This is a genomic window from Streptomyces sp. NPDC006296 (genome assembly GCF_040613235.1).
Taxonomy (GTDB): Bacteria; Actinomycetota; Actinomycetes; order Streptomycetales; family Streptomycetaceae; genus Streptomyces.
Genome location: NZ_JBEXRT010000059.1, coordinates 26,575 through 33,557 on the forward strand (window position 1 = coordinate 26,575; position 6,983 = coordinate 33,557).

4 protein-coding genes and 1 pseudogene are annotated in these 6,983 nt (G+C 69.4%); 4 read left to right on the forward strand and 1 reads right to left on the reverse strand.

Annotated elements, in window-relative coordinates; translation table 11 throughout:
* Nucleotides 1-33: 33 nt before the first annotated feature.
* Nucleotides 34-3,573 (reverse strand): DNA polymerase III subunit alpha, encoded by a 3,540-nt coding sequence (gene dnaE / locus ABZ172_RS28140; RefSeq protein ID WP_356887822.1) that lies wholly within the window; start codon nucleotides 3,571-3,573, stop codon nucleotides 34-36.
* A gap of 209 nt (nucleotides 3,574-3,782) precedes the next feature.
* Here dnaE and ABZ172_RS28145 point away from each other — a divergent pair, with 209 nt between their 5' ends.
* The 4 genes and pseudogenes from ABZ172_RS28145 to ABZ172_RS28160 form a co-directional block, all read left to right on the forward strand.
* Nucleotides 3,783-5,108 (forward strand): DUF2252 domain-containing protein, encoded by a 1,326-nt coding sequence (locus tag ABZ172_RS28145; protein WP_356887824.1) that lies wholly within the window; start codon nucleotides 3,783-3,785, stop codon nucleotides 5,106-5,108.
* A 130-nt stretch (nucleotides 5,109-5,238) separates the two neighbouring features.
* On the forward strand, nucleotides 5,239-5,964 hold the full coding sequence (locus ABZ172_RS28150; protein WP_356887834.1) for a hypothetical protein: 726 nt from the start codon (nucleotides 5,239-5,241) through the stop codon (nucleotides 5,962-5,964).
* Between the two features lie 57 nt (nucleotides 5,965-6,021).
* On the forward strand, nucleotides 6,022-6,837 hold the full coding sequence (locus tag ABZ172_RS28155; protein ID WP_356887826.1) for a DsbA family protein: 816 nt from the start codon (nucleotides 6,022-6,024) through the stop codon (nucleotides 6,835-6,837).
* Between the two features lie 60 nt (nucleotides 6,838-6,897).
* Nucleotides 6,898-6,983, forward strand: a pseudogene (locus ABZ172_RS28160) (hypothetical protein); the annotation flags it as partial.

The following is a 6,983-nucleotide window of genomic DNA, read 5'->3' on the forward strand; positions in this document are numbered from 1 at the left end:
GTCGGCGGGGCGCCCCTTCCGCGGGTCCGGGTGTCAGCCGGCCAGGCAGGACGGGCCGAGCAGCACCTTGAGGTCGCCGAAGAGGGCCGGGTCCGGCTTGACGCGGTGGCGGTCCAGCCGGAGCACGGTGGTCTTGCGGGGGCCCTGGAGCCTGATGCGCACCTCGGTGTCGCCGCGGTGGTGGCTGAGGACCTCGCCGAGCCTGCTGACCATGGGCGGGGTGACGCGGACCGTGGGGATGGTCAGGATCACGGGGGCGTTGGACCCGGCGTTCGAGATGTCGGGGACCTGCATCTCCATGGCGACCAGACGCGGCACGTCCTCGCGCTTGTCCAGGCGCCCCTTGACGAACACGACGGTGTCCTCGACGAGCTGGGTGGAGACCAGCTGGTAGGTGGCGGGGAAGAACATGCACTCGATGGAGCCCGCGAGATCCTCCACGGTGGCGATGGCCCAGGCGTTGCCCTGCTTGGTCATCTTGCGCTGGAGGCCGGAGATGATGCCGCCCACGGTGACGATCGCGCCGTCGGCGTGCTCACCGCCGGTGAGCTGCGAGATCGACGCGTCCGACTTGTCGGACAGGACGTGCTCCAGGCCGAAGAGCGGGTGGTCGGAGACGTACAGGCCGAGCATCTCGCGTTCCTGCGCGAGCAGGTAGGACTTCTCCCACTCGATGTCGGAGAACTCGACGTCCAGACCGAAGCCCGGCTCGTCGCTCGCCTCGTCGCCCATGCCGCCGAAGAGGTCGAACTGCCCCTCGGCCTCCTTGCGCTTGACCTGCACCACGTTGTCGATCATCGGCTCGTGGTGGGCGACCAGCCCCTTGCGGGTGTGGCCCATCTCGTCGAAGGCGCCGGCCTTGATGAGCGACTCGACGGTGCGCTTGTTGCAGACGACCGCCTCGACCTTGTCGAGGAAGTCGGGGAAGGTGGAGTACTTCCCCTTGGCCTTGCGGCACCTGATGATCGAGTCGACGACGTTGGTCCCGACGTTGCGGACGGCGGTCAGCCCGAAGAGGATCACGTCGTCGCCCTGGGCGGCGAAGTTCGACTCGGACTCGTTGACGTTCGGCGGGAGCACCTTGATGCCCATGCGCCGGCACTCGTTGAGGTAGACCGCGGACTTGTCCTTGTCGTCCTTGACGGACGTCAGCAGGGCCGCCATGTACTCGGCAGGGTAGTTCGCCTTGAGGTAGGCGGTCCAGTAGGTGACCAGGCCGTACGCCGAGGAGTGCGCCTTGTTGAAGGCGTATCCGGCGAAGGGCACCAGGACGTCCCACAGCGCCTTGATCGCGGCGTCGGAGAAGCCGTTCTTCTTGGCGCCGGCCTCGAAGAGGACGAAGTTCTTCGCCAGTTCGTCGGCCTTCTTCTTGCCCATCACGCGGCGCAGGATGTCGGCCTCGCCGAGCGAGTAGCCGGCGACGATCTGGGCGGCCTTCTGCACCTGCTCCTGGTACACGATCAGGCCGTAGGTGAGGCCGAGGACCTCCTTGAGGGGCTCCTCCAGCTCCGGGTGGATCGGGGTGATCTCCTGCCGGGCGTTCTTGCGCTCGGCGTAGTTCGTGTGCGAGTTCATGCCCATCGGGCCCGGCCGGTAGAGGGCCGAGACGGCGGAGATGTCCTCGAAGTTGTCGGGCTGCATCTGGCGCAGCAGCGAGCGCATGGGCCCGCCGTCGAACTGGAACACCCCGAGCGTGTCGCCGCGGCACAGCAGCTCGTAGGTCTTGGGGTCGTCGAGCGGCAGGTCGAGCATCTCCAGGTCGATGCCCTTGTTGGCCTTCACCATCTTGATGGCGTCGTCCATGATCGTCAGGTTGCGCAGGCCCAGGAAGTCCATCTTGAGCAGGCCGAGCGACTCGCACTGGGGGTAGTCCCACTGGGTGATCGTCACGCCGTCGGTGTGCCGCACCCAGATCGGCGCGTGGTCGACGATCGGCTCGCTGGACATGATCACGCCGGCCGCGTGCACGCCCATCTGCCGGACGAGGCCCTCCACGCCCTTGGCGGTGTCGATGACCTTCTGGACGTCGGGCTCGTTCTCGTACATCCCCCGGATCTCGCCCGCCTCGCTGTAGCGCGGGTGCTTCGGGTCGGTGATGCCGTTGAGGTCGATGCCCTTGCCGAGGACGTCGGCGGGCATGGCCTTGGTGAGCCGGTCGCCCATCGCGTAGGGGTAGCCCAGGACGCGCGCGGAGTCCTTGATCGCGTTCTTGGCCTTGATCTTGCCGTAGGTGCCGATCATGGCGACCTTGTCGGCCCCGTACTTCTCGGTGACGTAGCGGATGACCTCCACGCGCCGGCGCTCGTCGAAGTCGATGTCGACGTCGGGCATGGAGACGCGCTCGGGGTTGAGGAAGCGCTCGAAGATCAGCCCGTGGGTGATCGGGTCGAGGTCGGTGATGCCCATGGCGTAGGCGACGATCGAGCCGGCGGCGGAACCGCGGCCGGGGCCCACCGCGATGCCGTTGTTCTTGGCCCACATGATGAAGTCGGCGACGACGAGGAAGTACCCCGGGAACCCCATCTGGATGATGATGTCCATCTCGTACTCGGCCTGCTTCTGCCGGTCCTCGGGGACGCCTCCGGGGTAGCGGCGGCCCATGCCGACCCGGACCTCCTCCTGGAACCAGGTGACCTCGGTGAAGCCCTCGGGGATCTCGAACTTCGGCATCAGGTCGCGCTTCTCGAACATGCCGGTGGTGTCGATCTGCTCCGCGACCAGGAGGGTGTTGGCGCAGCCCTGCTGCCAGGCGTCGGAGGAGTCGACGGCGTACATCTCGTCCGTCGTCTTGAGGTAGTAGCCGGTCCCGTCGAAGCGGAAGCGGTCGGGGTCCGAGAGGTTCTTGCCGGTCTGGATGCACAGCAGGGCGTCGTGCGCGGTCGCCTCGTTGGCGTACGTGTAGTGCGAGTCGTTCGTCACCAGCGGCGGGATGTCGAGCTTGCGGCCGATCTCCAGGAGCCCGTCGCGGACCCGGCGCTCGATCTCGATGCCGTGGTCCATCAGCTCCAGGAAGTACCGGCCCGCACCGAAGATGTCCTTGTAGTCCGAGGCGGCCTGGACGGCCTCGTCGAACTGGCCGAGCCGCAGCCGGGTCTGGACCTCGCCCGAGGGGCACCCGGTGGACGCGATGAGGCCCTCGGACCACTGGGAGATGGTCTCCTTGTCCATCCGGGGCCACTTCTGCAGCCAGCCCTCGGCGTACGCGTCCGAGGACAGCTTGAACAGGTTGTGCAGCCCCGTGCTGTCGGCCGCCCAGATCGTCTTGTGGGTGTAACCGCCGGAACCCGAGACGTCGTCGCGCTTCTGGTGCGGCTGGCCCCACTGGATCTTGCGCTTGTGCTTGCGGGACTCCGGGGCGACGTACGCCTCGATCCCGATGATCGGCGTCACCCCCGCCTTCTTCGCCGAGTGGAAGAAGTCGTACGCCCCGTGCAGGTTGCCGTGGTCGGTCATCGCGATGTGCGACATGCCCATGCTGTTGCACGCCTCGAACATGTCCTTGAGCCGCGCGGCACCGTCCAGCAGCGAGTACTGGGTGTGGACGTGCAGGTGCGTGAAGGGCGGCTTGCTCACGGCGCTGTGCCTCCGGGGCGGTCTTCAGGGCGGCGCGAAGCGCCTCGATGAGGGGGATGGTCGGGCGACGGGCGGTCGGGGGGACAGCGTGGAAGTCTACGTCGCCGAGGTGACGGACGACGGGCACTCCGGGGTACGGTCGCGCGTTGGAAGACCCGGGACGACCGTCCCGTGCGTCATGAACGCCCTGTACCAGGAGGCACCCAGCGATGTCGGACACGCAGACCGGCGCAGAGCAGCGCGGGGAGCAGATCCTCGCCGTTTTCGACACCGCGTTCGGGCAGCTCCTGGCCGCCGATCCCGCAGCCTTCCGGGTCAAGTTCCGCAAGATGGCGGGCTCGGCCTTCGCGTTCTACCGGGGCTCGGCCGCCCTCTTCTACGCCGACCTGGAGCGCGAGCAGCACAGCGGCGCCTATCTGGACGAGCGCACCGGCCGGGTGTGGATCCACGGCGACCTGCACGCCGAGAACTTCGGCACCTACATGGACGCCAACGGCCGGCTCGTGTTCAACGTCAACGACTTCGACGAGGCCTATGTCGGCCCCTTCACCTGGGACCTCAAGCGCTTCGCCGCCTCCGTCGCGCTGATCGGCTACGCCAAGGCGCTGAGCGACGACCAGATCACCGAGCTGGTCCGCGTCTACGCCGCCGCCTACCGCGAGCGGATCCACGCCCTGGCGACGGGCGCGAAGAACGACGAGGTCCCGCCCTTCACCCTGGACACCGCGGAGGGCCCGCTGCTCGGCGCGCTCCGTGACGCGCGGGGGCTGACCCGGTTCGGGCTGCTGGACTCCATGACGGAGATCCGGGACTTCGAGCGCAGGTTCTCCGCCGGTGGGGGCGCGATCGACCTGGACGCGGCGACGCGCTACAAGGTGCTCGCGGCGTTCGACGGCTATCTGGAGACGCTGCCCGAGGCGAGCCTCGCCCGGCCCGACTCCTACCGGGTCAAGGACGTCGTGGGCCGTCGCGGCATCGGTATCGGGTCGGCCGGGCTGCCGTCGTACAACATCCTCCTGGAGGGCAACAGCGACGCCCTGGAGAACGACGTGGTGATCTATCTCAAGCAGGCGCAGACCCCGGCGGTGTCCCGGCACATCACCGACGCCGCCGTGCGGGACTACTTCCAGCACGAGGGTCACCGCACGGTCATCTCGCAGCGCGCGCTCCAGGCGCACGCCGACCCGTGGCTGGGCTGGACCGAGCTGGACGGCGCCGGCCAGCTGGTCGCCGAGGTCTCCCCGTACGCGGTCGACGTCGACTGGTCGGACATCGACGAGCCGGACGAGATCGCGGCGGTGGTCGCCGACCTCGGCCGGTCCACGGCCACGATGCACGCGGCGGCGGACGACGAGAGCGGGCACTCGCTGGTGCCGTTCTCCACGGAGCGCGCGATCGACGCGGCCATCGCCGCCGACGAGGAGGGCTTCGCCGACCTGCTGGTGGACTTCGCGCACGACTACGGCGCGCGCACCCGGGCCGACCACCAGATCTTCGTCGACCTCTTCCGCAACGGCCGTATCCCGGGCCTGTAGGCCGGTGCCCACGGCCCCGCGCCCCGGGGACACCGCAGGCCCCGCCGGGGCCCGGGACCGGAGCGGGCCGACGGATCGTTTGCGGATCCTTAGGGCTCTCCTACAGGAACGCATGACACACTCTCCCGCGATGGACGTATCCGGGACGCAGATCAGAGCGGTACGCGCGGCGCTGTTCACCGCGCTCGTCGTCACGCTCTCCTCCGCGTCCCACGTCCTGCTGTCCCGGGTCCCGCTGCCGCTGACCGCCGTCGCGCTGCTGGCCGGGGCGGTCTTCGCGGTGGCGTTCGCGCTGGCGGGCCGGGAGCGCGGCTTCGGCGCGATCGCCGGTCTGCTGGTTCCGCTGGAGCTGGCCGCCGACACGGTCTTCACCACCGGCCAGCACCTCTGCTACGGCGCCGCGGGCGGCCCGATCGCGGGACCGCTGCGCTCCGTGGGCGTCGACGTGCTCTGCGGGGGCGAGGCCGGTTCGGGGGCCGACGGGCTCTCCGGCGTCGCCTCGGTCGGCACCCCGCTGGCCGGGGTGACCGCGGACGGCGGCCACGCCGCCGCCCTGCTGGCCTCTCCCGGACCGGCCGTCCCCTGGCTCCTGCTGGGCGCGCACGTGGCCGTCGGGCTGCTGGCCGCGGCCTGGCTGCGGCGCGGTGAGTCGGCCCTCGCGGGTCTGCTGTGCGCGGCGGCCGCCGTGGCGTTCCGCCCGCTGCTCGTCGCGGTCGCGGTGACCGGTACGGCCCGGCGGCGGACACGGTCCGGCGTCCTGCGCACCGGGCGCCCGCACCCGCTCGCCGCCGCCCGCCTCCTGGTGCACTCCGTGGGACGGAGGGGCCCGCCGCTCTCGGCCCTCACCCCTGCCTGAGTACGCGGTACGGCCCCGGTCCGGATTCCGGACCACCCCCACCTACGGAGCATCCCCATGAGCAAGCGCAACACCCAGGCCAACAAGTCCGCCGCCCGTGAGCGGCTGCGCGCGGAGCGCGAGCGCCAGGCGAAGAAGGACAAGGCACGCAAGCAGATCGTCGTCGGCGTCTCGGTCCTGGCCGTGCTGGCGATCGCCGGCGGCGTCAGCTACGGCGTGATGCAGCTGAACAAGCCCTCCGCCTGGGAGACCGCGGCCGACGCGAAGAACGTCACCGCCCCCGCGAACACCTCGGGCACCGACGGCACGACCGTGGTCATCGGCAAGGACAGCGCCAAGAAGACCCTGGAGCTGTACGAGGACTCCCGCTGCCCGATCTGCGCCACGTTCGAGCAGTCGGTCGGCGAGACCGTGTCCAAGGACGTCGACGCGGGCAAGTACAAGATCAAGTACGTCGGTGCGACCTTCATCGACAACTCGGACAGCGGCGAGGGCTCGAAGAACGCCCTGAGCGCTCTGGGCGCGGCGCTCGACGTGAGCCCGGAGGCCTTCCTGGAGTACAAGACCGCCCTGTACTCCGCGAAGTACCACCCCGAGGAGACGAACGACAAGTTCGCCAAGGACAGCTACCTGATCGAGGTGGCGGACTCGGTGGACGCGCTGAAGGGCAACAAGGCCTTCCAGAAGGACGTCGAGGACGGCACGTTCGACGCCTGGGCGATCAAGATGTCCAAGGCCTTCGACAAGAGCGGGGTGCAGGGCACGCCGACCCTGAAGATGGACGGCAAGACGCTCACCGCCGAGGGCAGCGAGAACGCCCCCATGACGGTGGCCGACTTCGACTCCGCGATCTCCAAGGCCCTGAAGGGCTGATCCGCGGCCGCGCGGCGGCCCCGCCGGGTCACGGCCGCCCGGGGCGCCGCGCGCCGCCCCAACCTCATCTCGGTGAAGTACTTCGGCGAGATGGAGTTCTGGTTCGCGATCATCAAGGTGGCGGCGCTCGTCGCCTTCATGCTGAT